Source organism: Neobacillus drentensis, from assembly GCF_036962765.1.
In the GTDB taxonomy this organism is placed as follows: domain Bacteria; phylum Bacillota; class Bacilli; order Bacillales; family Cytobacillaceae; genus Neobacillus; species Neobacillus drentensis_C.
Map to the genome: position 1 here is coordinate 5424 of NZ_JBALOS010000274.1, position 2508 is coordinate 7931.

At 36.6% G+C, this 2508-nt stretch carries 3 protein-coding genes; all 3 read right to left on the reverse strand.

What is annotated here, in order from left to right; translation table 11 throughout:
* Window positions 1–142: 142 nt before the first annotated feature.
* The 3 genes from V7137_RS26435 to V7137_RS26445 all read right to left on the reverse strand — a co-directional run bounded on the left by V7137_RS26435 (window position 143) and on the right by V7137_RS26445 (window position 2281).
* Entirely contained in the window at window positions 143–874 is a 732-nt protein-coding gene (locus tag V7137_RS26435; protein ID WP_026567517.1) for a TenA family transcriptional regulator, read from the reverse strand.
* A gap of 240 nt (window positions 875–1114) precedes the next feature.
* Window positions 1115–1885, reverse strand: a complete 771-nt coding sequence (locus V7137_RS26440; RefSeq protein ID WP_335700828.1) for a creatininase family protein — start codon at window positions 1883–1885, stop codon at window positions 1115–1117.
* A 63-nt stretch (window positions 1886–1948) separates the two neighbouring features.
* Window positions 1949–2281: a 2Fe-2S iron-sulfur cluster-binding protein gene (locus V7137_RS26445; protein ID WP_335700829.1), complete on the reverse strand. Its 333-nt coding sequence runs from the start codon at window positions 2279–2281 to the stop codon at window positions 1949–1951.
* Window positions 2282–2508 lie beyond the last annotated feature (227 nt).

Genomic DNA, 2508 nt, shown 5'->3' on the forward strand with positions numbered 1-2508 from the left:
TAATCACTACTATCACCTTTTTTCATTTATTAAATTCCAACTATTATTTGAAAAATATGATCCTATAAAAATGGCCGTCACTTAAACCTTAAATTACAAGATTAATATGACGGCCGGTACACGGGCGCTTCCGCTTATCTATTTATTTCGTTTCTACTAATGCACCTAAATCCTTTTCAATATACTCTTTCCAAAGTCCATCCATGTACATACGGCGCATTTTTGCTCCTGTACGAACAACTTCTAAGCAACGTTGTTGTAACTCAGGCGTATCGGCGTGGTCAAGAACAATTTTGTATCCGCGCTCACCATGGATCTCATCTGAAACAATGTGTAAGTCAAAGAATTCAATTTCTTCATCCGTAAACCCATACTTTTCACGTAAAGCAGGAGTTTGTTTCCGGTAGATATCAGGAACTTGTGATTCTAATCCAACAACTAGAGCTGCTGTTGCTACAACGAAATTCTCACGTGCAGCCACCGCGAAACACCAGCTTTGAAGACCTAAAGTAGTTGGAGCCATATTGTTAGGATCAATAATTCTTTCTGCAGTGGTACCACATGCTTCCGCAAATCGAATCAATAAGTCTGTGTGACGATCCGCTGCGATTTCTTCTTCATACATATTTTGTAGAGTAAAATCTTTTGCAGCAGCAAACTTTGGATCTTGTGGAGTATTGTGGTAAATATACGCTAAGTAATCAGCGAATGGTCCTACATAATGGTAGTGATTTTCAGCCCAACTAGCAAAGTGTTTTCTTTCAAGTTTGCCCTCTGCCCAAGCTACTGTAAATGCAGCTTTCTGGCTATGGTTACCTTTAATTGCTTCCTCTAATTGTCTGCGAAATTCATCTTTAGATAATAATTCTGTCAACTGAAACTCCTCCTCTAATTTTATGTAGGTACCTAACTCTAAATTGGTATTTGATATTTTGTATACCAAGTTAGTTTAAAAATAAAAAGATTGTGGATATTCTCTCTTTCCAGCACTCTTTTTTTAGGTAAAACTATTGTTTTGGTATACCTTACGTTTATACTACCAATATATTGTTTATTTGTAAATATAATTTTTAGAATTTTTGAAAGATTATTTTTCTTTTTTCTAGTACGTAGATTATTGCTGGACATTCACTTTCAAATCCAACAATTTGAAAAGTTCGTTGGAAAGATTATCAAGAGATTCTTCGACGATCTGCTGGCCAATTTCCCAACTTGCTTTTGTACCATCACCGATACAGCCATTATTAGTCATTTCTTCATAAGAATAAAATCCTTGAATTGCTTTACCAGGTCGAAGTTGCTTCCATCTTCCCTCTTCTTGAATATCACCTTTTTCTAGTTTTTCAAGACGGACAAGTTCGGGAGCTAAATACAACGCTTCCGAAACTTCGCGTTCACAACTATGACCAAATAAGGTGGAAGTGATATTTTCCTTAATTGCCTTTTTAGCAGAAGCAGTCGTTTTTGCATAATAGATTTCTACATCCAGTTCTTTGGTTAACATCATTGAGGCTACATTAAGTGTCGACTGGTTTCCGCCATGGGAATTTAAAAACAAAAACTTTTCAATCCCGTGATGCTTTAATGATGAAACCATATCCTTTAATACCGCAATTAATGTGGTTGGCTGCAAGGAAATCGTTCCCGGAAAATTCAAATGATGCGGCGAAACACCCATATTAACGGATGGTGTGACCACTGCATAAGGGAACATCCTTTGCCCAAGTTTCTTGGCCATCCTTTCAGCTAAGACCGCATCACAGCTTTCTACCATATGTGGGCCGTGCTGTTCATGAGCGCCTATTGGAATTATAGCAAGTTGAACTGTCTTAAGCGCTTCTTCTACTTCTATCCATGTCATCCTCGTTAAATCATAACAATCCATTCCTACTCACCTACTTAACCCTTTTTTGTATTTTGTATACCATTTTTCAAAATAAAAAATTCCTTATAACGATTGAATAGCCGATTGTTTCTTCGGGGCCGGAATTGAAATATTTTCTTGAGAAATTTCAATATCCTCTTTAATGGTTAATTGGCACGTTAAGCGGTACCCTTCGTTTACCTTATCGCCAAGCATTTTTTCTTCTTTCCAATTCGGTGGTGCCAACCCTTCAGCCCCATCCACTACGATACAGGTGCATTTCGTACAGCGTCCCATTCCGCAGCCATACTTTAATTTAGGTAATTGGCGCGTGCCAGCTAAGACAACTAAATTGGCGTTGTCTTTGACCTCTTGTTCTATTGTCGTTCCATCTACATGAAGGATCACTTTTGGCATACTGTTACCCCTTTCAGTTTATTCTAAAAATTTTGATTCTTCTCTGCAGTATACAATCTTTTGGATAGAGAAGCAAACTAGAATTTAAACATGGTTAAATTTTTTAATTAAATTCTCTTAGTCTAGCAACGATTCTTGTAATTATTTTAATATTTAGAATATAACCTTGAACATTTTAACAACATGAGATAAAATACAAAATAAGAGTTTGGTATACAATATTCCTT

What these genes read in the sequence shown, in the direction of transcription:
- V7137_RS26445 (WP_335700829.1), bottom strand. Translation starts at nt 2,281, where the DNA reads ATGCCAAAAGTGATCCTTCATGTAGATGGAACGACAATAGAACAAGAG.
- V7137_RS26440 (WP_335700828.1), bottom strand. Translation starts at nt 1,885, where the DNA reads ATGGATTGTTATGATTTAACGAGGATGACATGGATAGAAGTAGAAGAA.